This window comes from Alicyclobacillus hesperidum, from assembly GCF_900107035.1.
Lineage (GTDB): Bacteria > Bacillota > Bacilli > Alicyclobacillales > Alicyclobacillaceae > Alicyclobacillus > Alicyclobacillus hesperidum.
This window is the reverse complement of sequence record NZ_FNOJ01000006.1, coordinates 1-23,995: the sequence shown is the minus strand read 5'-3', so window position 1 is coordinate 23,995 and position 23,995 is coordinate 1. Positions and strand designations below refer to the sequence as shown.

The 23,995-nt window shown below is 54.2% G+C and carries 25 protein-coding genes; 23 read left to right on the top strand and 2 right to left on the bottom strand.

What is annotated here, in order from left to right:
- Window positions 1-24: 24 nt before the first annotated feature.
- From mfd to BLU70_RS06015, 10 genes are all read left to right on the top strand, one after another.
- Entirely contained in the window at window positions 25-3,576 is a 3,552-nt protein-coding gene (gene mfd, locus BLU70_RS06060; RefSeq protein ID WP_074692676.1) for a transcription-repair coupling factor, read from the top strand.
- A gap of 108 nt (window positions 3,577-3,684) precedes the next feature.
- Complete coding sequence (gene spoVT, locus BLU70_RS06055; protein ID WP_040288424.1) at window positions 3,685-4,227, top strand: stage V sporulation protein T; 543 nt, start codon at window positions 3,685-3,687, stop codon at window positions 4,225-4,227.
- A gap of 164 nt (window positions 4,228-4,391) precedes the next feature.
- A complete protein-coding gene (gene yabN, locus BLU70_RS06050) occupies window positions 4,392-5,873 on the top strand; it encodes a bifunctional methyltransferase/pyrophosphohydrolase YabN (RefSeq protein WP_074692847.1) in 1,482 nt (493 codons plus the stop codon).
- A gap of 64 nt (window positions 5,874-5,937) precedes the next feature.
- Complete coding sequence (locus BLU70_RS06045) at window positions 5,938-6,210, top strand: HU family DNA-binding protein (RefSeq protein WP_006445656.1); 273 nt, start codon at window positions 5,938-5,940, stop codon at window positions 6,208-6,210.
- 3 nt (window positions 6,211-6,213) lie between these two features.
- Complete coding sequence (locus BLU70_RS06040) at window positions 6,214-6,522, top strand: RNA-binding S4 domain-containing protein (RefSeq protein WP_074692673.1); 309 nt, start codon at window positions 6,214-6,216, stop codon at window positions 6,520-6,522.
- Window positions 6,523-6,637: 115 nt separating this feature from the next.
- The gene (locus tag BLU70_RS06035; RefSeq protein WP_006445654.1) at window positions 6,638-6,898 is read left to right on the top strand and encodes a YabP/YqfC family sporulation protein; all 261 of its coding nucleotides are present in this window, start codon (window positions 6,638-6,640) and stop codon (window positions 6,896-6,898) included.
- The gene (gene yabQ, locus BLU70_RS06030; protein ID WP_074692670.1) at window positions 6,895-7,491 is read left to right on the top strand and encodes a spore cortex biosynthesis protein YabQ; all 597 of its coding nucleotides are present in this window, start codon (window positions 6,895-6,897) and stop codon (window positions 7,489-7,491) included. The genes BLU70_RS06035 and yabQ overlap by 4 nt, the downstream gene beginning before the upstream one ends.
- Before the next feature lie 39 nt (window positions 7,492-7,530).
- Window positions 7,531-7,872 carry an FtsB family cell division protein gene (locus tag BLU70_RS06025; protein WP_237716368.1) on the top strand — a complete coding sequence of 114 codons (342 nt, stop codon included), beginning with the start codon at window positions 7,531-7,533 and terminating at the stop codon, window positions 7,870-7,872.
- A 142-nt stretch (window positions 7,873-8,014) separates the two neighbouring features.
- Window positions 8,015-8,434 (top strand): S1 domain-containing RNA-binding protein, encoded by a 420-nt coding sequence (locus BLU70_RS06020; protein WP_006445651.1) that lies wholly within the window; start codon window positions 8,015-8,017, stop codon window positions 8,432-8,434.
- Between the two features lie 66 nt (window positions 8,435-8,500).
- Window positions 8,501-8,686: a hypothetical protein gene (locus BLU70_RS06015; protein WP_040288480.1), complete on the top strand. Its 186-nt coding sequence runs from the start codon at window positions 8,501-8,503 to the stop codon at window positions 8,684-8,686.
- Between the two features lie 56 nt (window positions 8,687-8,742).
- Here the strand turns inward: BLU70_RS06015 and cmpA are convergent, their stop codons facing one another.
- A complete protein-coding gene (gene cmpA, locus BLU70_RS14345; RefSeq protein WP_100218561.1) occupies window positions 8,743-8,853 on the bottom strand; it encodes a cortex morphogenetic protein CmpA in 111 nt (36 codons plus the stop codon).
- A 128-nt stretch (window positions 8,854-8,981) separates the two neighbouring features.
- A complete protein-coding gene (locus BLU70_RS06010) occupies window positions 8,982-9,464 on the bottom strand; it encodes a deoxycytidylate deaminase (RefSeq protein ID WP_074692669.1) in 483 nt (160 codons plus the stop codon).
- Between the two features lie 139 nt (window positions 9,465-9,603).
- On the opposite strand from BLU70_RS06010, the gene spoIIE reads away from it, so the two are divergent.
- The 13 genes from spoIIE to lysS all read left to right on the top strand — a co-directional run bounded on the left by spoIIE (window position 9,604) and on the right by lysS (window position 23,651).
- Window positions 9,604-12,060: a stage II sporulation protein E gene (gene spoIIE, locus BLU70_RS06005; RefSeq protein WP_081503857.1), complete on the top strand. Its 2,457-nt coding sequence runs from the start codon at window positions 9,604-9,606 to the stop codon at window positions 12,058-12,060.
- A 90-nt stretch (window positions 12,061-12,150) separates the two neighbouring features.
- Window positions 12,151-12,882: a VWA domain-containing protein gene (locus BLU70_RS06000; RefSeq protein WP_006445646.1), complete on the top strand. Its 732-nt coding sequence runs from the start codon at window positions 12,151-12,153 to the stop codon at window positions 12,880-12,882.
- Window positions 12,879-13,784: a protein kinase domain-containing protein gene (locus BLU70_RS05995; protein ID WP_074692667.1), complete on the top strand. Its 906-nt coding sequence runs from the start codon at window positions 12,879-12,881 to the stop codon at window positions 13,782-13,784. Before BLU70_RS06000 ends, BLU70_RS05995 begins: the two co-directional genes overlap by 4 nt.
- Before the next feature lie 89 nt (window positions 13,785-13,873).
- Window positions 13,874-15,292 carry a tRNA lysidine(34) synthetase TilS gene (gene tilS, locus BLU70_RS05990; RefSeq protein WP_074692842.1) on the top strand — a complete coding sequence of 473 codons (1,419 nt, stop codon included), beginning with the start codon at window positions 13,874-13,876 and terminating at the stop codon, window positions 15,290-15,292.
- Window positions 15,293-15,373: 81 nt separating this feature from the next.
- Complete coding sequence (gene hpt, locus BLU70_RS05985; protein WP_040288414.1) at window positions 15,374-15,940, top strand: hypoxanthine phosphoribosyltransferase; 567 nt, start codon at window positions 15,374-15,376, stop codon at window positions 15,938-15,940.
- A gap of 66 nt (window positions 15,941-16,006) precedes the next feature.
- Window positions 16,007-17,815 carry an ATP-dependent zinc metalloprotease FtsH gene (gene ftsH, locus BLU70_RS05980; RefSeq protein WP_074692665.1) on the top strand — a complete coding sequence of 603 codons (1,809 nt, stop codon included), beginning with the start codon at window positions 16,007-16,009 and terminating at the stop codon, window positions 17,813-17,815.
- Between the two features lie 187 nt (window positions 17,816-18,002).
- Window positions 18,003-19,001, top strand: coding sequence for an HD-GYP domain-containing protein (locus tag BLU70_RS05975; protein WP_244885125.1), 999 nt, complete (start codon window positions 18,003-18,005; stop codon window positions 18,999-19,001).
- 39 nt (window positions 19,002-19,040) lie between these two features.
- Window positions 19,041-19,946, top strand: coding sequence for an Hsp33 family molecular chaperone HslO (hslO, locus tag BLU70_RS05970; RefSeq protein WP_074692659.1), 906 nt, complete (start codon window positions 19,041-19,043; stop codon window positions 19,944-19,946).
- A complete protein-coding gene (folP, locus tag BLU70_RS05965; protein WP_074692657.1) occupies window positions 19,943-20,719 on the top strand; it encodes a dihydropteroate synthase in 777 nt (258 codons plus the stop codon). Before hslO ends, folP begins: the two co-directional genes overlap by 4 nt.
- Window positions 20,703-21,209, top strand: a complete 507-nt coding sequence (gene folK / locus BLU70_RS05960; protein WP_074692655.1) for a 2-amino-4-hydroxy-6-hydroxymethyldihydropteridine diphosphokinase — start codon at window positions 20,703-20,705, stop codon at window positions 21,207-21,209. Before folP ends, folK begins: the two co-directional genes overlap by 17 nt.
- The gene (locus tag BLU70_RS05955; protein ID WP_052012171.1) at window positions 21,190-21,444 is read left to right on the top strand and encodes a helix-turn-helix domain-containing protein; all 255 of its coding nucleotides are present in this window, start codon (window positions 21,190-21,192) and stop codon (window positions 21,442-21,444) included. The genes folK and BLU70_RS05955 overlap by 20 nt, the downstream gene beginning before the upstream one ends.
- Before the next feature lie 166 nt (window positions 21,445-21,610).
- A complete protein-coding gene (gene greA / locus BLU70_RS05950; RefSeq protein ID WP_006445636.1) occupies window positions 21,611-22,087 on the top strand; it encodes a transcription elongation factor GreA in 477 nt (158 codons plus the stop codon).
- Window positions 22,088-22,169: 82 nt separating this feature from the next.
- Window positions 22,170-23,651 carry a lysine--tRNA ligase gene (lysS, locus tag BLU70_RS05945; RefSeq protein ID WP_006445635.1) on the top strand — a complete coding sequence of 494 codons (1,482 nt, stop codon included), beginning with the start codon at window positions 22,170-22,172 and terminating at the stop codon, window positions 23,649-23,651.
- Window positions 23,652-23,995 lie beyond the last annotated feature (344 nt).

The window sequence follows — 23,995 nt, the reverse complement described above, 5'->3', positions numbered from 1 at the left end:
GCGCGGACTGGGAGGGGGAGTAGTGTGAAAGGTCTCGTCCAACTCATGGCTGCTGATGACGCGCTTCAAGCGTTGGCCGGCGGGATGGGGCCACGGCGCAATGACGCACTGATCACAGGCGTGACAGGCGCGGCTCGACAATTGACGATGGCCGCACTGTACGCATTGCGCAATGCACGTGGGCCCGAGTCCATGATCGTGGTGACGCATACGGCGAGTCAAGCGCAAACCGTTTGGGAAGACCTGAAAGAGTATCTTCCAGATGCGCGCGTCTATCTGTTTCCGGAGCGCGAAAACGCTTTGGTCGACTATATCGCAGCTTCATCTGACGTCATGTCGGATCGGTTGCATGTGATGGAGGCCCTCGTTGCGGAGGGCCCTGTTGTCGTGGTAACGACGCTTTTGGCCGCTTGGCAACCTATTACGAAGCGCAGTCAGTTTATGCAAACGCTCGTTCGGCTCGAGGTTGGCCTGAATCAGCCACTTGACGATGTTGTGGCGCAGTTGGTGAAAGGCGGTTATGAACGTGTTGATCTGGTTGAGAGTAGAGGCCAGTTCAGCGTTCGCGGCGGCATTTTGGACGTTTTTCCGATGGCGGCGACACAGCCCTATCGGATGGAATGGTTTGATACCGAGATCGATTCGATTCGCACGTTCGATCCCGACACGCAACGCTCGCTTGAGAAGCTGAACGAGGTATCTTTCGGACCTGCCATCGATTTGGCCGTGCCCCCCAGTGTGGCGGCAGAGGTGGCGGATCGCGTTGCCGAACACCTTGAGTCTCGCCTGCGCACGACGACGGACGCCGATGTACGCGATCGATTGCAGACGGCGATTGGTGCAGATTTGCGCAAGTTGCAGAGTGGGCAGTCGTTCCCAGGGCTCGCCCGATACCGCGGACTTCTTACCGATCACGTGGATACGCTGTTCGATCATGTCACGGGTTCGACGTTTGTCTGCCTGGACGAGACATCGCGATTGCTGGAGCGTGCGCAAGCTTTAGAGAGGGAGTTCAATGAGTGGCTCTCGGGTGCGCTCATGCGTGGTGAAGTCTTATCAGGCACGGTCGAGGCCGTTGACTATGAGGCGAAGATTGCAGAATTGTCGAAAGCGAAGGTGCACTTTTCGACGTTCACCCGCAGCCAGGCAGGTACGCGTTTCGGGCAGGTTGTCAATCTGACGGCGCGGAGCATGCAGAACTTCCATGGCCAGATGAATGTCTTGAAGACGGAAGTCGCACGCTGGCAGCACGCCGGTATGAACGTCGTGTTTGCGGCTGCGACCAAGGAGCGTGCGGAGCATCTCGCGCGCGTGTTGGACGATTATCGGATCGGTGCGGACGAAGTGGAGTCGTTCACACCTGGCGCCAAAGAGCCGCAAATCGTCGTCGCCAACTTGTCGAGTGGCTTTGAATTGCCGATGCAGCATATCGCGCTCATCGTCGAGACCGAGGTGTTTACCGCCAAACGCAAACACCGGCGCACGCGCTCGAACGTCTCGGACGCCGAGCGAATTAAAAGCTATCAGGAATTGAATGTTGGCGACTATGTCGTCCACGTCAACCATGGTATTGGCAAGTACATGGGCATCAAGACGCTCGAAGTCGAGGGACGACATAACGATTATTTGTACTTGAGCTATGCAGGCAACGACAGCTTGTATGTACCGGTCGATCAGATCGATCAAATTCAGCGCTATATCGGCTCGGGCGAAAAGGAGCCCAAACTACACCATCTGGGTAGTGGCGAATGGCAAAAGGTCAAAAATCGCGTCAGTAAGACGGTCAAGGATATTGCGGCCGACCTCGTGAAGTTGTACGCGCAGCGCGAGGCGACGCCGGGACATGCATTCTCACCGGACACACCATGGCAAGTTGACTTCGAAAATATGTTTCCGTACGAGGAAACACCGGATCAATTGCGTGCGATCGCGGATATTAAGCGCGACATGGAGCGGGCAAGGCCAATGGATAGGCTGTTGTGCGGAGATGTCGGATATGGGAAGACGGAAGTCGCTGTCCGGGCTGCCTTTAAGGCTGTTATGGACGGCAAGCAGGTGGCCGTCCTTGTACCAACAACTGTGTTGGCACAACAGCACTATGAGACATTTAAGGAGCGTTTTGCCGGGTTTCCGGTGACTATCGACATGTTGAGCAGGTTTCGATCGCGCAAGGATTCGCAGGCTTGTATCAAGGGATTAAAGGACGGCACAGTCGACGTCGTGATCGGAACGCATCGTTTGCTGCAAAAGTCCATTCAATTTAAGGACCTTGGCTTGCTTATTGTCGATGAAGAGCAGCGCTTTGGCGTGACGCACAAGGAGCGCCTAAAGCAGTTGCGCGCCAATGTCGACTGCTTGACGTTGACCGCGACGCCTATTCCGCGAACGCTGCACATGTCGATGATGGGTGTGCGTGACTTGTCCGTGATTGAGACGCCTCCAGAGAATCGCTTTCCGGTACAAACGTATGTCGTCGAGTACAACGAGGGGTTGATTCGGGAAGCGTTGGAGCGAGAACTTGGGCGCGGTGGTCAGGTGTACTTTGTTTACAACCAGGTTCACAACATTCATCGCATGGCCGAGCGGGTGCAGGAGATGGCGCCGGACGCCCGCGTGACCGTTGCCCACGGGCAGATGCAGGAGGCTGAACTCGAGCGGGTGATGCTCGATTTTCTCGAGGGCGAGATCGACATTCTCGTTACGACCACCATCATTGAGACGGGACTTGACATTTCCAACGTCAACACGTTGATTGTCTACGATGCCGACAAGTTCGGGCTTTCACAGTTGTACCAACTGCGCGGGCGCGTTGGGCGTTCGAATCGGATCGCTTACGCGTATTTCACGTATCAGCGGGACAAAGTGCTCACAGAGGTGGCAGAAAAGCGGTTGTCAGCCATCAAGGAGTTCACAGAACTTGGCAGCGGCTTTAAGATTGCCATGCGCGATCTGTCCATTCGCGGTGCAGGCAATTTGCTCGGCGCTGAACAACACGGATTCATCAATTCCGTCGGCTTTGATATGTATACCGAGATGCTGGCGCAGGCGGTTCGCGAACTGCGCGGAGAGCAAGTGGAACAAGGCGTCGAACCGAGTATCGATCTGCCGGTTGAAGCGTATATCCCGGATACCTATATCTCCGATTCGGCGCAGAAAATTGCGATGTATAAACGCTTCCGTGCGGTCCAGACCTTGATGGAGGCAGACGATCTCGAAGAAGAACTCGAGGATCGCTATGGCGATCTGCCCACCGAGGTACGCAACCTGCTCAACGTCACGCGGCTCAAGAGCCTCGCCGCCAGCGCCGGCGTCGATCAGATCTCGGTGCATGGCGCTGAGACAGCTATTCGCTTTGGCAACGATGCATCGCGGCCTGTCGACTATAGCAAAGCGTTGGCGATGGCGATGAAGCACCACGGTCAGCCGACAAGCCGACCCAATGGCCTATTCTTCGTGTCGTTCCGCACGAAGGGTATGCCTGGGGAAGAGATTCTGAACAAGCTTTCCGCATTTTTGCGCGATTATCTGGAGATGGTCCGCCAGTCCAAAACGCAGGAGGAAGTGGCCGGTGTTTAACGACAACCCTCATGCTTCCTTGGTGCATAGAGGATCTTATGGTGTCACATAATACAGTCACGTCAGACATCCGTTGCACCAAACTTCATGAGGGTGAGGGATCATTTCTTGAAAGCTACAGGCATCGTACGGAGAATTGATGACCTCGGTCGTGTTGTAATTCCGAAGGAAATTCGACGCACGTTGCGGATCCGCGAAGGCGATCCCTTAGAAATCTTTGTCGATCGCGACGGGGAAGTCATCTTGAAGAAGTACTCGCCGATTGGCGAACTTGGTGATTTTGCAAAGGAGTACGCCGATTCATTGGCGGAGTCGACTGGACATATCGCTATGATTGCCGATCGCGATGTCATCATCGCAGTTGCGGGTGCCTCGAAGAAGGATTTCTTGGAGAAGCAGGTCAGCGAAGACATCGAACAGGCGATGGAGGATCGCAAGACGGTGATCAACTCTACACCCGGCGACTACTCGATTGTCCGGGATCGGAGCGAGCGCTTTGGTGCACGCGTGATCGCTCCCATTATCGCCGCTGGCGATCCAATTGGTGCAGTCATCCTGGTGACGCGCGAAGACAATGTGCGGATGGGAGAGACGGAAACGAAGCTTGCCGAAACGGCAGCCGGCTTTCTTGGTAAACAAATGGAGCAATAATGAGCTTGCTCACGGAATCCTGGTATTGTCTGCTGTTTTTCTGAAAAGGCCTGTTGCAGGAGAGTCCGCAACAGGCCTTTTCGGCGTAAGGAGATTTCCCGTGCAGTGGCAGATTGTTTATACTGGCCAATGACACGTTTACGTTGCAGAAGGGCGGTTTTTACGTGGGAATCGTGCATGTAGTAGGGCTCGGACCGGGGGATTTGAACGGGTTGCCCCTTGGCACATATCGTTTGCTACAATCCGGATGGCCTGTCGTGTTGCGCACGGCCGTGCATCCGGTCGTCCGTTCGCTGCCCGAACTCGGCGTCGCGTATGAGTCCCTTGACGACATCTATGAAACAAGCGAGACGTTTGATGAGGCCTACGCTCGGATGGCCGAGCGGGTGCGGGAGCGCGCGCGAACGCACGATCACGTGATTTACGCCGTGCCAGGGCATCCGCTCATCGCGGAGTTGAGTGTGCAGCTTCTACTCGCAATGAACGACCCTGAGGTCGCGATCGAAATCGGACCCGGGCAGAGCTTTCTGGATGTTGCCGCATCGAGGTTGCGGATCGACCCCATAGAGGGACTCCTGTTGCTTGACGGGACGCAACTGGCGAGCCGTCTGTTACACCCGCGCCTGCACACGCTTATCGCCCAAGTATATCAACGGCAAGTAGCGACTGATGTGAAGTTGAGTCTCATGGATGTCTATCCGGACGACTACCCAGTAACCGTGATTCGCGCTGCCGGTGTGACAGGGGAGGAGCGCATAGAGGTCGTGCCGTTGTACGAATTGGACAGGCTTGATTGGATCGATCACCTGACGACTGTGTATGTCCCGCCTGTACAGGAGGCTCGGCTCACCTGGCGAGAACCGTTTGCGGCTGTTGGCATCGTCGAGACGTTGCGAGGTCCGGATGGGTGCCCGTGGGACAGGAAGCAAACGCACGAATCGTTGCGCAAGTACGTCATCGAAGAGGCCTACGAAGTCGCGGCAGCCATCGACGAGCAAGATCCAGACCATCTGGCGGAAGAGCTTGGGGATCTGCTTTTGCAGGTGTTGTTGCACGCGCAGATTGCCAGCGAAGTAGGCGATTTTGACGTGCGCGACGTATTCGCTCGACTGTCAGAGAAGCTGGTGCGTCGCCATCCGCACGTGTTTGGTGAGAAATCTGCACAATCTGCCGAAGAAGTAAATGCCATTTGGGAGCGTGTGAAAGCGGAAGAGCGCACAAAACAAGAGAGTCAGAAGAGTGTGCTTTCCACGGTATCCTTTGCAGGGCCTGCGCTCGCGGTTGCACAGGGCGTTCAGGTTGCCGCCGCCAAAGTCGGATTCGACTGGGCAAAGCTCGAGGATGTATGGGACAAGATAAAAGAGGAAATGAATGAACTTGAAATCGAGCTTGTCCGCGATCGCAGGCGTGATACAGCGGTGGCAGAAGAGTTGGGGGATTTACTGTTCGCTTGTGTCAATATCGCCCGGTTTCTGCAACTGGATGCCGAGACGTTATTGGCAAGGGCGACGCGCAAATTCACCAATCGATTTCAGTACGTGGAGCGGCGTGTGGCGGAAAGCAACGAATCCTGGTCAGACATATCGCAGGAAACGCTCGATCGCTACTGGAATGAAGCAAAAATAACGCTTCCGAAGGAAAATTAGCAGGATTCCTGCGGCGAAGGACGAATTAGATTCCCGACATTCCCACGAAAGGGGTATCTCGCGAGTGAATAAGATGGAACTGATAAACAAGGTGGCCGAGAAGACCGGTCTGAAAAAGAAGGACGCCGAATTGGCTGTCAACAGCGTCTTCGACACCATCGAGGAAGCTCTGGCTGCAGGGGAAAAGGTGCAGGTCATCGGTTTCGGCACATTCGAGACTCGTTCGCGCGCCGCGCGTTCCGGCCGGAATCCGCAGACTGGTGAAGTCATTGAAATCCCGGCGTCTACCGTTCCTGCATTTAAGCCGGGCAACAAGCTGAAGGAAAGCACGCGGTAAGCCTTGCGTCTCGATAAGTTTCTCAAAGTATCGCGTCTCATCAAACGACGTACATTGGCGAAGCAGATTTGCGACGCTGGTCGTGTGAGCGTCAACAGGCGCACAGCGAAAGCATCGACAGACGTCGCGGTCGACGACGAACTTATCATTCGCTATGGTAACAAGACCATGACGGTCGTCGTTCGCAAGCTGACCGAGAATCCGCGCCGGGATGAGGCTGCTTCCCTGTATGACGTGATCGCGGTGGAGACGCGCAAAGATCAAGTAGATGCCGCGTTTGTCGACGACGAAGACGAAGACGTCGCTCGCTAAGTGGGAGGATCGATCCGTTTGTAACGGATCGATCCTTTTGCATTTACCGCCGTTCTATATCGCAAACGTCCTCATAGACTAAAGATGGACGACTTGGGTCGATGGAGGTGGCGGTATGGCTGCGGCTGAGGAACACGATGTGCACTTGACAGGGCGCCGCGAGTTGCAAATCACGGGGGTCAAGCGCGTCGAGAGCTTTGACGTTCAGGCGTTTGAATTGTCCACCACGGCAGGCAATATGCGTATCGCAGGGCAGTCGCTGCACATGAAGCAGTTTGATAGACAAGCAGGTATCGTGTGCATCGAGGGCGAGATAGGGGCCATCGTGTATGACGATGGCAAGCCGCGGGGATTGATGGGGCGGTTGTTGCGATGAACACAGCGCAAAACGCCGCATACGTCGCATGGATGGTTCTGTGCGGCATGGCTATGGGAGCGACGTTTGACTTCTACAATACCATCACGGGCGCATCGCGTTGGTTGCGTCGGTTACGGCCATTGTTCGATCTCGCCTTTTGGCTTGTCGCTGCTGTTGTCGCATACGTATGCACGTATCGTACCATCTCCGGTGCGTTCCGCATTTGGACATTCTTGTTGCTTACCGCCGGGTATGCTTTGTATCGCTTACTCCTGAGGCGCTGGGTCGTGGGTAGTGCCTTTGCCATCCTGCATGTGATGCGCGTTGTCGTACTCATCTGTGGCCGCATGTTGTACATGCTGTTTGGCGTGCCAGCGCGTTTGATTTGGCGATTGGTCAGTGGCTTGGCTACGTTGTTGTATCGGTTGGGCTGTCGGTTCGAGGATGTCATGGCCAGACTGCTGTCGATTGTGTTCTTGATACTCACGTTTCCAATCCGACGATACGTGGCGGTAGATGCCGCTTGGCGGAAAAAACTTTCGCAATGGCAAGAGGAGTTTTGGCAACTGACGGCGAAATGGTTAAGGCGTACTCGAAAGCCGGTACAGTAGTCCTCAGCTTTGTCAACGTCCATGAGGGAGCGTATACTCGTGCGAGCAGACCGTCAACGTTATGGTGCCGAGCAACATAGAAGCCGTGCCGTTCGGCATCCGTGGATGCGCGTACGCTATCTTGCGATGATCGTCATTTGTGGTTGGGCCGCAGTGTACTTTCTACATGCGGAGCGTCCTCAGTTGAAGCAACTTCAGGCCCAAAACGTCGAGCTTCAGAATCAACTGCACCGCATACAGACACAGCAGCAAACCCTTCAAAAAGAGAAGCAACAATTGAATGATCCATCGTATATTGAAAAGTACGCAACGGAACATCAGAATTTGGTGATGCCAAATCAAGTTCCGTTCGATTTGCAACCGAATGGTCATAAAGGCTAAGATTGTCGTAATTCGCAGTCGGTCCTTGTGTTCCATTCTTGCAAAGAGGATATCCTGATCCAAGGATGACTCGTTGGATAGCTTCGCACTCATCAGAAATGATTCTTTCGTCTCATGCGAACAGGGAGGAACAGACGTCTTTATGGCCATTGAGGTCGGCAGCAAGGTGACAGGGAAAGTTACAGGCATCACGAAGTTTGGGGCTTTTGTAACTTTGCCCGAGGGCGCAACTGGATTGGTGCACATCTCCGAGATTTCGGACAGCTACGTGAAGGACGTCCACGACTTTTTGAAAGTCGACGACGAAGTCACAGTGAAGATCATCAGCATCGGTGGGGATGGAAAAATCGCCCTTTCCATTCGCCAGGCCAATGAGTCTTCCAACAACGGCCAATCAGGCCGTGGGCACGGTGGTCCGCGCGGGGGCGGTCACCGCGGTGATGGGCGGCGACCGGGGTTCGAACAGATTATGAACCGGTTTCTAAAGGACAGCGAAGAGCGCCTTTCAGCGCTGCGCCGCAATGAAAGCAAACGCGGTGGGCGCGGCGGACGCCGCGGCTAATGCACAAGCAAAACACCGGGCTTGGAAGCAAGGCCCGGTGTTTTGTTGTGGAGAGGTTGGTTGCTCATGAATACCTATTATTTGGAATACGAGTTGTCTGACGGCCAACGTGTGATTCTAGCCTTTGATGAGGAGAACGACCGCGATGGGTGCCACATATCTCTCGATATGTATAAAGCCCAACTTGGTCCTGTCACAGAGGAAGTTCTGTCGCGCATTGTAAACAAATTTCATGGCCGCATTGCCAGATAGCGTTGAGCGGTGCAAGGTCAGTGGCTTTTCGAGGCGGCCCAGTGTGGCCGCCCGTTTTATGTTCGCGTCTGGCGATAACGGTAGAATGCTTGATTAAGCATCAGGATGGACTTTCGATCGCGATTGAGGAACGCTCGCCTGAGCTGACTACGAAGCCATTCTGGCATTCCACTTCACCTCGCCCATCGCGGTGTTCGCCGCGGTTCTTCGGTGTTTGTTGTTAGTCTACGCACGATGGCTCCAATCTGCGCCCAGAATGACCGCATTCTTCTCACTTGACCGCCGAAAATCGACGTCATCGGTTTCCTTCGCGAAGATCCAGAAGCAAATCGAGCCTACTCGTGACTTGTTCGACAAAAATCCCCGCTTTGTTCAACAGTTCCTGCGCGTATGGATCGGGACGATATGCAAACTCGTAAAATACTCTTGCGATTCCAGCTTGAATCAAACTTTTGGTGCAGTTAAGACACGGTGTATGTGTTACGTACAGATCTGCACCCTCCGCCGCGATGCCAAAGCGGGCACACTGCAGCAACGCGTTCTGTTCGGCGTGCACAGCTCGTACACAATGGCCGGAGATGACCTTGCAGCCAACATCGATACAATGTTCATCGCCGTGGATGCTTCCGTTGTAGCCACTGGCAATGATCCGTTTTTCGCGGACAATGACACATCCGACCGCGAGTCGTGGACAGGTTGATCTCGCCGCCATCACGCGGCTCTGTGAGGCAAAAAACGTATGCCAATCCATGCGTTCGCGCGACGGTGTTTCTTCCATGTCGGTTTCTCCCTTTCTTATGCGAACCTTCTCGTATCATGTCACAATTTTTGTTCCCTCTACGGACGCCGTTTGACAAATTATTCAGGCATACCACCCGTATAATGGCCATACACATTCGAGGAGGGAGTTACGTCTCATGGTCCAACTCTCATCGCTTCATAAGCGCCAGAAAAATCAACAAGCGCCCGTTCGTACGGCGGTCTCCCCACGGTGGACTTGGCGGGCGTGGCGGCGCGTTGCTCTGTTGGCGGTACTTGGCTTATTGCTCGGACGAGCCAACATCGATCACGTTGTATCTCCGTTCGGCCTTGCCTATTTTGCTGTGCTCGCCGAGGTGGCAGGCCAGCGCCGCGCTTGGCCTGCCTATGCCGCTGTGATTGGAGCGCTAACCACCGGTATCGACAATGGTTTTTTGATGTTTGCCTCGCTCGTGCTTTATAGGCTTGTCCGGCGTTTCGTCATTCGTCGCGAATCAACCGATCTGATGTGGATCCCCATCGCTGCAGGCGGAGTTGGCTTTTTGGCCAAACTCGGGATGTATGGTACAGGAATCACTGGACTCGAAGTGCTTGTCAGCTTCGCCGAAGGAGCTCTCGTCACCATATTATCGTTAATTTTCATTCAGTGCATGAACCTGTTTGTCGGCCAGGAAACATCACGCACACTGCGATATGAACAACTCTTAAGTGTCATCATCTTGATTGCGTCAGTGATTATGGGCTTTGATGGCCTACAGGTGCACAACGTGTCTGTTGCGCTCGTTGCCGTCGACTGGTTGGTGCTGGTCATGAGTGCCGGCGGAATGGGCATGTGTGCCGCAGGTGCCATCGCTGTGAGCATGCTCACGCTGCTCAACCACCAGTCCTCCCTTCCGGAAGTGGCCATCTTTGGCTTTGCGGGGCTGCTATGCGGACTTTTACGCGATACACACAAGGTTTTGATTGCCTTGGCGTTCGTGCTGGCCACGACTGTTTTGACACTGACCTATGCGCATGGCTATACGTTGCTCTTGGATCAAATGATTGCTGCCGGCGTCGCTTCGATTGGCTTTCTTATCACCCCTCTCAGCCTGTCCCGCGAGTTGCGTTCGTTCGTGCCAGGCACGACGGAACATTCGGCGGAGGAGCGAGCCCGCGCGCATCGAGTGCATGCTCTACTTACGGAAAAGATCAGTGAGGTCAGTCTCGTGTTTGACGAACTGTCCGAGAGCTTTGCCGATACGAGCGACAGTGAATTTCAGACAGCCCAGCAACTCGTGACGCAAATGGTCGAGGCCACAAGGCAGACGGTGTGCTCGTTGTGTCCGCGGCGATCTCGCTGTTGGGAGAAAGAAAGCGTGCAGACGTATCACGCAATCGCGAACACGTTGCGCAATCTCGAAATGTCCGCTGGGCGTCGCGCCGTTCCCAGCCCGGAGTTGCGCGAACGATGCATCCGACTTGACCCATTGCTTGGTACGCTTCGCTATAACCTTGACATCACGCATCGCGATGCCAAATGGTTGCAAAAGTTGCGCGATCAGCGGACGTTACTCTCCGCTCAGCTTTCCGGGGTCGCGGAAGTCGTGCGTACAATGGCTCGCGAACTCGATGCTGAACAACAGACGCTCTTGTCGGATGAGGAGCAAATCCTAGGGGCCTTGGAGCAGCTTGGATTATATGTCGACGATGTACATATCGTCAGCTTAGAACCAGGCAAGGTCGAGATCGAAGTCGTGCAACCGACCGAGGGAGCTTATGAGACGGCAGCCAAGATGATTGCGCCCCTCTTGTCCGGCGTGTTGGGCGAGCATATCTCGGTCTCGCACGTCCATGTGTCCGAAGGAGGAGGCCCATGCACGAGCGTCTTTGCTTCCGCCCGTTTGTTCCAAGTGAACACTGCAGTGGCTGCGGTCGCTCGCGATGGTCGCTTAGTTTCCGGCGACACGCACACGACAGTGGATCTTGGCAATGGGCGGTATGCAGTGGCCGTCAGCGACGGTATGGGTAACGGCGAACGAGCGCGCCAGGAGTCGAAGGCTGCCATCGACCTGTTGAAAAAACTAATGAAGGCCGGATTTGACGAGAAACTAGCCATCCGCACCGTCAATTCGACACTTTTACTGCGGTCCCGCGATGAGATGTTCACAACGCTCGACATGGCGTTGATCGACTTATTTAACGCAAAGGCGGAATTCTTAAAGGTCGGCTCTGCACCCAGCTATGTGAAGCGTGGGAACGATGTCATCGAAATTACCGGTAGCAACGTGCCCATCGGCATTTTGCAAGACATCGAGGTACAGGCCATCGAGCAACAGTTGTATCCAGGGGATATCCTCATCCTTGTCTCGGATGGTCTATACGACGCTCCTTTGCATCGATACGACGGTGACAGTTGGTTGAAGAAAGTGATTGCGGATCTGACGGTGATGGAACCGCAGGCCATTGCCGACGAATTGATTGAACACGCGGTACGCATGAATCACGGCCTTGTGCGCGACGATATGACCGTCGTTGTAGCCGTAGTCGAACGCAGTCAAGAGGAATGGGCGGCCATTAAACTGCCGAACATCCCCAGTCTGCGCAAACCACACAAGAGCAAGCGCGGCGCGTAAATGGCCGCGCTTTTTGTGCAAGCGAATCTACTCTCTTTTTTGGAATGAATCGCCGATTGGTCGGCGATACTGGCAACTAGACATACGGAGGTGGATTCGTTGAGTAAAGAGGCAACGATTCGACAAATTCTCGTGATTACCGACGGTTGTTCCAATATCGGGCCGGATCCGGTGGATGCAGCGCGACGTGCCTACGGGCGAGGAATTGTCGTCAATGTCATTGGCATTGTTGGCGACGGTGAAGCGGCACAAAAAGGATATGAAGAAGCACAATCCATAGCGGATGCCGGTGGCGGTATGTGCCGGATCGTGCAACCGGCCGACATTTCGGCTACTGCACAGATGATGACTCATCAGACGATGCAGATGACCCTGCAGCAGGTTGTCAATCAGGAACTCATGTCGGTCATGGGGAAAACAACCGAGGATTTGCCACCCACGGAACGTTCGCGCGTGATGCAGGTGGTCGAGAAGCTCGAGGAAGAGGTTGCATTACAACTCGTCGTCGCCCTCGATATGAGCGCGAGCATGCGCGACAAGATTCCTACCGTGCGCGAAGCGGTGCGCGATCTTTCATTATCGTTGCAGGTCAGAACCGGATCGCTTGCGGTCGCCGTGTTGAGTTTTCCCGGGAAAGGAGAGGAAATGACAAAACTCGTGCAACCATTCTCGGACAAGGTTGATGTTGCCGCTCTTGAATCGGCATTGGTCGCGCGTGGAGGGACGCCGACCGGGCCAGCCATTGACTATGCAGTATCCCTGATTATTGAACGTCGCGGCGAAGTCGACGGGTTTGACGGGCCAAGGCGTGACTTTGCATGAGCGATAAGTCGCAGAAGCAGATTCCGAGTGGCACGTGGATCCACGGGAAGTGGACCGGTCGCCGCTGGCGCGTGCGCGGTTGCCTGGGCGTTGGTGCCAATGGCGTCGTCTACGCTGTCGATCGCGATGATGGACTGCCGGGGGCGATGAAGGTCTGTGCGGGCGCAGGACAAGTCGCGTTCGAATGGTCTTTGCTGGAGCGCGTAAAAGGTGCCCGTTCCCCGTTTCCTGCGCCCCAGCAAATCGACGACAGTGACCATCCCCTTGCGCAATATTTTTACGTGATGGAGCGGGTGGGGGGTAAATCCCTCGACCAAGTGTGGTCTGGATTGACACCAGCGGATCGCCAACGTGTGTTACTCGACATTGTGGCAGGGTTAGTCCAATTGCACGAGACCGGATATGCATTTTGCGACGTGAAGGCACAAAATATCTTAGTGGATGTATCCGATGACATGCGTGTACGCTTCGTGGACGCGGGGGGTGTCACGCCGTTTGGCAAAGCCGTACGGCAGTTCACGCCGACTTCGGACGGGGCGTTTTGGGGCGTCTGCGAGCGCCGCGCGTGCGCGCAGTACGATCTCGTCGGCGTCGCACTTATGGCTTTGCTGCTCGACGTCAAACCTCCTGCGAATCTATCTAGTCAATCCCAAGAACAGCGGCGAGCATGGCTCAACAAGGCCATTGTGCAAGCACCGGGAGCGTGCTGGCAGAGCATTCTGCAAAAGGTGTTACGCGGTTCGGTGACAGATGCTACTACCTTTGCAATGTTACTGCACAGCATTCCGTTACCAAAGGATCCGGAGCGACCTGATTGGTCGGCAAGGCTGATGTGGGGAAGCCTTGCCAGCGCAACATTATCGACAGCCTGTGCATGGGCACTGTATTTGCGCCTGATATAAAAATGGATGTCCTGTTTGCCGTAGTTTGCAAAGCTGAGTGGCATATTTGCTACAATGATGGATATGTCATCGAAAGGCGCGGACCGCGATTGAACAACGGCCAGATCGAACGCGAATTTGCTCATTTTTGCAAAGTCCATCAACTTCAATCTGCCCACGCCGTGATTGGCGTTTCGGGTGGTGTCGATTCCATGGTGCTGCTGCACTTATGCCATCGCGCCACGCAGGGAAGTGAGCCGCTTTTAGGCGGCTTTTCTGTCGTCCATGTCGATCACGGGCTGCGACCGTCTGCGGCCGAAGATGCGAAGTTCGTGGCCCACCAATGTGCTCGATTGGGAGTCGCTTGCGAGATCGTCCCGGTACAAGTCAAGGACCATTGCGGCGAAGGAATTGAGGCTGCCGCACGGCGTGCTCGCTATGAGGCTTTGTTGACCAGGACGAGATTGCACCACCATGGCGTTTGCTTGGTTGCGCACCACAGTCGAGATCAGTTGGAGACGTTTGTCATGCGTTGGTTGCGCGGAACAAGCCTCGCAGGCCTCGGAGCCATGCGCGCTGTTACCATGCGGGAGGGCGTGCGCTTGTTCCGGCCTTTATTACAGACAGGGCGCAGTGAGATTGAACAGTATGCAAAAGCGTGGGGCATTCCGTTTCGAGAAGATGAGACAAATGCGGATACGCGCTTCTTTCGCAACCGCATTCGGCACGAGTTGCTTCCTGTTCTCGAAACGTTTCAACCTGCCATCGAAGTGCGAACTCTTGATCTGACCACACAATTACAGGCGGATGAGTCCTTTTTGCAGGAACAAGCAGAGCGTGCGCTTGAACAGGTGGTTGTGCGTCGCTCCGAGCGTTTCGTCGAAATTTCAACCGAGGCGTTTGCCGCGCTTCACGTTTCTTTACAACGCAGGGTTATTCACATACTATTGAATTGTTTCTTCGCGCAGGATTGGCTTTTTTCACATGTCGAGCCAATTCGAAAACTCGCCCTGCGCCAAGATGCTGCCTCGGCTGCTGTGAGCTTGTCGCACGGTTTGGGCGCTTGGCGAGAGTATGGGCGCATATACATAGGACATCAGGCACCACCGCATGGCTGTGAAGCGCTAGGTACCCGTTCACTTGCACAATGGGATCTGGTGCGCGTACGGCACTTGTCATTTGCTTCTGCGGATGTGTTCTGGCGTTTTCGTGCGATTCCGCTCGCGAGACGCCCAGCACAACTACGCAGATCGCCTTGGCGAGCATATGTTCCCGATGTGGAACGGGTGGAAATCGTCTGTGGTCTGCCGACAAGTCTACGTGTCCGTCCGCTGGGACTCGCTGGCAGTAAAAAACTGCAAGACGTGTTTTCAGACAGCAAAATTCCGCGTCGGCTTCGCCCTGCGTGGCCCATCATTCGCGTAGGTGGCGAGATCGTCTGGATCCCAGGCGCGATTCGCACAGATGTGCTAAGGTGGGATGGCGCAAGCGGGGGGTACGTATTGTTTGCGCGGGCGTCGAGAGCCTAGGACAGGATCGCAAGGGTCGGGACATGTACGGCAAAGGGTCAGCGTATGATAAAGAAACCACAGGTGTTTTGGGAGGCACTCATGCATCCGGATTTAGAACGCATCCTATTTGATGAACAAACGATTCTAGAAAAGGTGGGCCAGCTAGGCGCACAGTTGAGCGCGGACTACTATGATAAAAATCCGCTGTTTATTTGCATTTTGAAGGGTGCCGCGCTGTTCATGGCCGATTTGGTCAAGCGGGTAACGGTTCCGATGGAGATGGACTTCATGGCGATTTCCAGCTATGGCGCCTCCACGCAATCCTCCGGTGCGGTTCGCATTTTGAATGACCTTGGCAAACCGATTGAGGGGCGAGACGTCATTATTGTCGAAGACATTGTTGACACTGGTCTTACGCTGGCCTATTTACGAGATACATTACTTCGTCGGCAAGCGGCATCGGTTCGTATTGTAGCCTTGTTCGACAAACCTGGTGGCCGCAAGGTGGAGATTGCCCCGGATTACTATGGCTTTACCGTGCCTAATGAATTTATTGTCGGCTATGGTCTCGATTATGCGGAACGGTATCGGAACCTCCCATTCGTCGGCGTGTTGAAATCTGACATCTATGCGACAGGCAATTCGGATAAGCCGGAACAGGCTTGACGATTGCTAGGAACGCCCATATGGGTATGGTACAATAGTCGCGCCATGACCGAGAGGAGGTAAGGCATGAACCGTTTTTACCGGAGCATCCTGTTATACGTGCTGATTTTGTTGGTACTCGTTGGCGTCGTGCAATATCTGACTGGCTCAGAACGGGCGCGCGGGCCAATTCCATACACGCAATTCGTGACTTACGTCAAAGATGGAGACATCAGTGGGACGGTGCAGGTGACGCCGGAAGGGCTGACTGCAACCATTGATGGATCGCTGAAAAATGGGCAAAAGTTTGAGACGCGAGCCCTATATGACAACAATTTAGAACCGTTCTTGGCGAATCACAACGTTTCCTTCAATGTAACACCACAACCGCGTGGAAGTGTCTGGATTTCGTTCTTAGAGCAAGTGGTTCCTTTTGTGTTCCTGTTCATCCTGATGTTCTTCCTGTTTAATCAGGCTCAGGGTGGGGGCAGCCGAGTGATGAATTTTGGCAAGAGTCGCGCTCGCCTCTATTCTGAGGAAAAGCGGAAGGTCACTTTTGCGGATGTTGCAGGGGCGGATGAGGAAAAAGCCGAACTCGAGGAGATCGTCGAGTTTCTGAAGGATCCGAAACGCTTTTCGGCACTTGGTGCCCGTATTCCGAAGGGTGTCTTGCTCGTTGGGCCACCTGGTACAGGTAAAACCTTGCTTGCACGGGCCGTAGCCGGGGAAGCTGGCGTTCCATTCTTCAGTATCAGTGGTTCTGACTTCGTCGAAATGTTCGTGGGTGTCGGCGCATCTCGTGTGCGCGACTTGTTTGATAACGCCAAGAAGAATGCACCTTGCATCATTTTTATCGATGAAATCGACGCTGTAGGTCGCCACCGGGGTGCTGGTCTTGGCGGTGGGCACGACGAGCGCGAGCAGACGCTCAACCAGTTGTTAGTCGAGATGGATGGTTTCTCAGCCAATGAGGGTATTATTATCATCGCGGCGACAAACCGACCTGACATTCTTGATCCGGCTCTACTTCGGCCTGGGCGCATGGATCGGCAAATTGTCGTCAACCGTCCCGACGTCAAGGGACGCGAAGAGATTCTACGTGTGCACGCGCGCAACAAACCCTTTGCCAAGGGTATTAACTTGGAGACCATTGCGAAGCGTACGCCAGGGTTTACCGGTGCTGACCTTGAAAACGTCCTGAACGAAGCCGCTTTATTGGCGGCGCGCAGACGGGAGCGGGAGATCACGGAAGGCGATATCGACGAAGCGATTGACCGCGTGATGGCTGGGCCTGAGAAGCGAAGTCGTGTCATGAGTGAACAGGAACGTCGGTTGGTGGCGTTTCACGAGGCGGGGCACGCGGTGGTTGGCTATTTCGTACAACCCGAGCGCACGGTACATAAGGTGACCATTGTGCCGCGCGGCATGGCTGGCGGCTATACCCTATCGCTACCCAAAGAGGACAGGTATTTCATTACGAAACAGCAAATGCTCGATGAAATTTGTATGACCTTGGGTGGTCGGGTTGCAGAAGAGATTGTGTTTGGGGAAATCAGTACCGGTGCATCAGGCGACTTGGAGCGCGTGACCACGGTCGCTCGTCAAATGATTACCGAATATGGCATGAGCGACCGACTCGGTCTGTTGCAATACGGCAACCGTCAAGGCGGACAGATATTCTTGGGGCGAGATTTACAGGGAGAGCAGAATTACAGCGACCAGGTTGCCTTCGAAATCGACAAAGAGATGCGCGATATTGTCGAGGCGTGCCATGAACGTACGCGTAAGATTCTGACGGAGAAGCGAGCTTGTCTCAATGCGCTGGCAGAGCGACTGCTGGAAAAAGAGACGATTGACGAACAAGAGGTTCGTGAGATCATGGAAAGCTGTGGCTGATTTGAATCACAAATTGTGCCTCCGAGGCAGGAACTCGGAGGCTTTTTTGTGAAATAGTTATGGGATTCGACAACAATCATGATATCGCGATGGAGGGATTTTTCCCGTGAGGTGGGTCGCCTTACAATACGTTAAGCCAAACTCTGTGTTAGCACAAAGGGTGGCGGACAAACGAGGAAGGACCCTGTTGGCACGGGGCGTTGTACTGACCGAGAGTCTGATTCGCCGTCTTGGCGAGGTGGGCGTCCGTGCGGTCTGCATCGAAAATCGGGCGACGGATGACATTTTGGTACGTGAAATTGTCGACGAGCGCACGAAAGTGCAATTGCTCGGGATGACGTACGATACCTTGCACGAACTTGCCACCACTCAATTTACACCGTATGTTCAGCCCAAGCGGTTGCGGCAGTCCTTTGCTCCGGTGGTCGAGGACGTGATCGCGCAACTTAAAGAGAGTGGCGCCGCGGGCGACCAACTCAGCTCGGTCTATGTGACGGATGGTGAACTTTTTCACCATTCGGTGAATGTGACATTTTATGCACTTGCGTTGGGTATGCACATGGGACTGAACAAATCGGAATTAATTGATCTTGGTATCGGAACCTTACTACATGATGTGGGTAAGCTCTGCATCGACGCCAGTGTGCTGCAAAAGCCTGGGCGTTTGTCAGATGAGGAATTTCAAGAAGTTCAGCGCCACGCGCAGCTCGGTTATGACATACTCAGCCGGCAGGGGGACATCTCTGCACGTTCTTCCATCATTGCGCTGCAACATCACGAGCGCATGGATGGGAGCGGGTACCCAGGCGGCCTAACAGGGAAGGACATCCATCCATTCAGTCAGTTGTCGGCGGTCGCTGACGTGTACGAAGCTTTGACCGCAAATCGCGTGTATCGGCGGGCGTTTTTGCCTCATGATGCGATGAGGGTGATCCAAGACGAACACGCGAAAGGGCGCTTTTCGGATTTTGCGGTGCGGGCCTTCTTGGAAACCATCTCGATTTACCCAATCGGGATGTCCGTACGTCTTTCAAATGGGCATCTTGCCGTTGTTGTGCGTTCCTCAGAGCATCTTCAGTTTCCCATTGTGCGGGTTATCGAAGATGAACATGGCCAAGCGATTGTCCCATATGAGATCGACCTAGCAACTGTAAGTGATATTCGGATTGAAGCGTGTGAATCTTAACAAGCAGTCTAGCTCAAATACGGGGGTTGGAGGATTACCATGACGACGGATCGAATCATTCGAGCTATTGCTCGCGAAGGTCGTGTGCGTGTGCTCACCTGTGTGACGACGGAACTTGTCGCGACATTACAAAAGCGGCACGACACGTGGCCTGTAGCCACCGCCGCGCTTGGCCGTACCGCTTCGATCTCGGCGATGATGGCCATGCTGTTGAAAAATGAGGAGTCACTTACCGTCAAAGTCGCAGGGGATGGCCCGATTGGACAAATTTGGGTGGAGGCTCTGCCTAACGGAGACGTCCGCGGTTATGTGGACAACCCGTATGTCGATCTTCCTCTCAACGCGGCTGGCAAATTGGACGTTGGTGGTGCTGTCGGGCGCGGTCAATTATATGTCATTCGAGACACGGGCTTGCGGGATTACTACACGAGCAGCAGCGAACTGCAGACAGGTGAGATCGCCGATGATTTTACGTATTATTTCGTAACATCCGAACAGACGCCATCCGCCGTCGGTGCGGGTGTGCTCGTCGGCACTGATGACGTACCCATTGTTGCCGGAGGATTTCTTATTCAATTGATGCCAGACCATCGTGAGGACGATATTGCCTACGTCGAAGAAGGGCTGAAGCGAGTGCCAAGTGTGACTTCGTTCCTCGAGTCACATGCGAGCGCAGAGGCTCTGCTACACGAAATTTTCCCTGATGCACAGATATTGGCTATGCAAGATGTGCGCTTTCGCTGCAAATGTTCGTATGAGCGCATTAAACGGATTTTGCTCAACTTGGGGACGGATGAGCTTGGGGCCATCCGCAGGGAGCAGGGTATTGCAGAAGTTACTTGCCACTTTTGTGGGAACGTCTACACGTTTGAAGAAGAGGAACTTGAGTCGATGATGGCGACACTGCAGACAACCGTGGATCATGAGGGTGAAGGAACCGTATGACACGTGTCATGGGCATCTTGAATGTCACGCCGGATTCGTTTTCTGATGGTGGGCGTTATGTTGATCCGGGAGCGGCAAGTGAGCGCGCGTTCGCCATGGTGGACGAGGGGGCTGAGCTGATCGACATCGGTGCGGAAAGCACACGCCCGGGATTCAAGCCTGTTGATCCCGATACGGAGTGGCAACGATTAAAGCCCGTCCTTACGAGATTGTGTCGCGAACTATCGGTGCCGATTTCTGTCGATACGTATCACGCACAGACAGCGCGTCGGGCTGCCGACATGGGCGTCGACATTATCAATGATGTGTCTGCTGCTGCGGATCCCGATATGGCCCGCATCGTTCGCGAGACCGGTTCACAGTACGTGTATATGCACAACCGTTCGCATATCGAGCCGTCGCTTACCGTCGACGGCTTCGTGGCTGAAGTTCGTTACGGAATTGATCGCCTTCTGGAGAGCGGTGTGCAACCAGGACAACTGATTGTCGATCCGGGGGTGGGTTTTGCGAAAACCCAGGCGCAAAACCTTGCGTGCATAAGCGAGATCGACAAGTTTCGTGCTTTGGGTTACCCGGTCTTGCTTGGGACGAGTCGAAAACGCGTGATAGGTAACGTGTTGGACTTGCCGGTGGGCGAACGGCTCGAGGGCAGCCTTGCGACCGCTGCTTACGCAGTGATTCAAGGTGTGGAGATCATCCGTGTTCACGATGTGCGCGCGACGGTTCGATTGTGTCGGATGATGGAGGCGATTGTCCATGCTTCAAGCGCATGATGAGGCACATGATGTCTATATTGGGGCAGGATCCAATGTGGGCAAGCGCCTATTTCATCTCGATGCTGCAGTGTGTGGGTTAAGCGATATTGGAACAGTTGTGCAATGTTCACCTGTCTATGAAACAGAACCTGTGGGATATCTAGATCAAGGCAAGTTTCTCAATATGGTCGTTCATTTGCGTACCAACGCCAAGCCGCGCGAGATCCTCGGGCACCTATCTCGCCTTGAGCAGGAGGCGGGACGCGAACGCACAATCCGCTTCGGACCACGTACGCTCGATCTCGACATCCTGTTGTATGACAACGAATACTATTGCGTTTCCGATTTGCAGATTCCCCACCCGCGAATGTGGGAGCGGGCTTTTGTGATCGTTCCGCTGGCGGACATGACGCCGGATCGCCCGGCGTTGGGGGGGATCCGGATGGCAGAACTTGCAAGGTCTTTGCAGGCTGGAGATGAGGTGCGATATGTCGGACGTTTTTGGTAGAAAGCTACGGGCGTTTCGGAAACTGAAAAACTTGACACAGGTCGAATTAGCGCAGAAATTAGGTGTCAGTGTCGCGATTGTGGGTTCACTCGAGCGTGGCACCCGAGTTCCGACTCCCCAGCTGATCGGCGAAATATCCCGCATCTTGCAGATTAGTGAAGATGAGTTGTTTGGTCGTTCCGGGTCTGAAGCTGTGGACAATGATGACACAGAAGCCAAGCGGAACGTCCGTTGACAATCTGTGGGGCCGTCTCTATAATGGCGCATAGATCATCGACAGCCTCTCGCTCGGCGTCTTCTCGACAGCGATGGCCCTTGGAATGCGCGTGCTGCCATATACATGGTAGGCACGCTTGTCGCATATGAATCGTTCACTGGCTTGTGTAAAGGAGAGAAGGCATATGGCAGAAAAAGAAGTTCTTTTGACGCCGGAGGGTCTGAAGAAACTTGAGGAGGAACTGGAACTCCTAAAGAGCGTAAAGCGGCGCGAGGTCGCAGAGCGTATCAAGGTCGCGATTAGCTATGGAGATATCAGTGAGAACTCTGAATATGAGGACGCCAAGAACGAGCAGGCGTTTATTGAAGGGCGCATTATGACGCTCGAAAAGCAATTGCGCAATGCGCGAATTATCAATGAAGACGAAGTCGATACCAACGTGGTGAGCATTGGTTCTACGGTAACACTTCGCGACGTGGAATTTGACGAAGATGTGCAATATACCATCGTTGGTTCGGCCGAAGCAAATCCGGCGGAGAACAAGATTTCGAACGAGTCCCCAGTCGGTAAGGCGCTGCTTGGCAAGACAATTGGTTCCATTGTTGAGGTCAATGTCCCTGCAGGTGTCATTCAGTTCAAAATTCTCGATATCAAACGCTAAATCATCTGCCATGATCGATGAACTCGGGACGAGGCTGGGCCTCGTCCATTTATGTGCAACCATACATAAGGGGAGTGGCATCTTGGAAGATAACGACTTGATACAAATGCGTATTGAAAAGATGAATGCGCTCCGCGAGCGCGGGATCGATCCATTTGGCGCGAGGTATCCTGTTACTCACCATGCGGCCGACATTCTGGCGTTTGGTGAAGGTAAGGACAAAGATGAGTTGGAAACTGTGTCCTTGCATGTGCGTATTGCGGGTCGAATGATGGTGCGCCGCGGCCATGGTAAGGCGACATTTGCGGTCCTTAACGATTTAACTGGGAACATTCAAATATATGCGAAACTTGACGTCCTTGGGGACGCGCAATACGACATGTTTCAGCTGTTGGATTTAGGCGATTTTATCGGCGTTGAGGGCACTGTGTTTCGCACGAACCGCGGAGAAATTACGGTGCTTGCCGAGCAAATTACAGTATTGGCAAAGGCGTTGCGGCCGCTGCCAGAAAAGTGGCACGGTTTAAAGGATATCGAGACGCGCTATCGCCAGCGGTATCTCGATTTGATTGTAAACCCCGACGTTCGTCAGATTTTTATCATGCGGTCGCGTATCATTCAAGCGATTCGCGACTTCTTGGCGGATCGCGGCTATCTTGAGGTCGAGACACCGACCTTACATACGGTGGCAAGCGGAGCTCATGCACGGCCGTTCCTCACGCATCACAACGCTTTGGACATGGAATTGCACCTGCGGATCGCAATTGAACTCCACTTGAAAAGGCTGATTGTCGGTGGGTTGGAGCGCGTGTATGAAATCGGGCGCGTGTATCGCAATGAAGGCGTATCGACCAGACACAACCCCGAATTCACTATGCTGGAATTATATGAAGCGTATGCAGACTTTCACGACATTATGGATTTGACAGAAGCCATGATTCGACACGCGGCACTAACCGTGACAGGGTCGCTGCACCTTGTGTACGGCGATGCTGAGATCGATCTCGAATCGCCATGGCGCCGTGCCCATATGCTCGATCTCGTGCGTGAGCATACTGGGGTCGATTTCCGGACGATCGACGGTGACGATGCTGCTCGCGCGATCGCCCGCGAACATGGGGTGCGCTTTGAGGAGCACATGACGTATGGGCACATCCTCAACGAGTTCTTTGAACAGCGGGTTGAGGACAAGCTTATTCAGCCTACCTTTGTATATGGGCATCCCGTGGAAATTTCACCGCTTGCGAAGAAAAACGCGGACGATCCGCGGTTCACAGATCGTTTTGAACTTTTCATTGTGGGGCGCGAGCATGCCAACGCGTTCAGTGAGCTGAATGATCCGATCGATCAAAGGGAACGTTTCATGGCCCAACTTCGGGAGAAAGAAGCAGGAAACGAGGAAGCACAAGAGCTCGATGAGGACTTCCTGACTGCGCTCGAACATGGTATGCCGCCCACGGGAGGTCTCGGTGTTGGGATCGACCGTTTAGTGATGTTGCTTACGGGGCAACCTTCGATTCGCGATGTACTGCTGTTCCCGTTGATGCGTGAGCGGTCAGAGTGATTCACAGCATGTGCGGGTGGCGCTTGACACAGGCGGCGAAAGGTGTTAGTATGCTTTTCGCCGCCGTGATGGCGGCCTTCATCTTGCTACACTACGCGTTGTGAGGTTCCTCAAAGACGAGTTGGTTCACCAACATCTTCTAGTGGACAATCTCCTTCCTGCGTAGTATAGTAGTCGATGCCGCTGCGGACGGCGCAGTTTGCGACGCCCGGTGGCCAGTCGGTTACGATGCTATGCTCGCGAGTGCGTGAGCGGTGCAAAACTTACCGGTTGACGATGAAGTGTGAGATGTGATATATTGATTGGGCTGCCTCGAACGGTAGCGTCGCTCCTTGAAAACTAAA